1 protein-coding gene is annotated in these 290 nt (G+C 72.4%); it reads right to left on the bottom strand.

The features are described 5' to 3' along the window. The coding region (locus KI686_RS17285) for a hypothetical protein (RefSeq protein WP_237590397.1) at nucleotides 1–290 on the bottom strand (290 nt) is incomplete at both ends.

Genomic DNA, 290 nt, shown 5'->3' with positions numbered 1-290 from the left:
GGCGCGCCCGATACCGCATTCCGTGGCGACGCCGAAGCGCGCGACGACGGCGGATGCCGCGGCGATGCGCCGTCGCGCACCCTCGGCGCCGTCCTCGCGGTGCACGAGTCCGAGGTAGAGCTCGGAGGTCGGGGCGAGGCCGGCGAGCGGGGCGAAGTAGGCCTCGTCGTCGCGGTCGATCGGCACGGGCAGGTGCAGCCAGGTGAGGTCTCGAGCAGATCCCGTGATCGCGGCGTTCGCGAACCGGACGAGGGTCGCCGTATCGGCGGGCTCTACGAAGTGCTTCTCCA

The sequence above is a fragment of the Polaribacter sargassicola genome, assembly GCF_021991835.1.
GTDB classification, from domain to species: domain Bacteria; phylum Bacteroidota; class Bacteroidia; order Flavobacteriales; family Flavobacteriaceae; genus Polaribacter; species Polaribacter sargassicola.
Note: the sequence above shows the minus strand (reverse complement) of the source record. Positions and strands in the feature narration are given on the sequence as shown.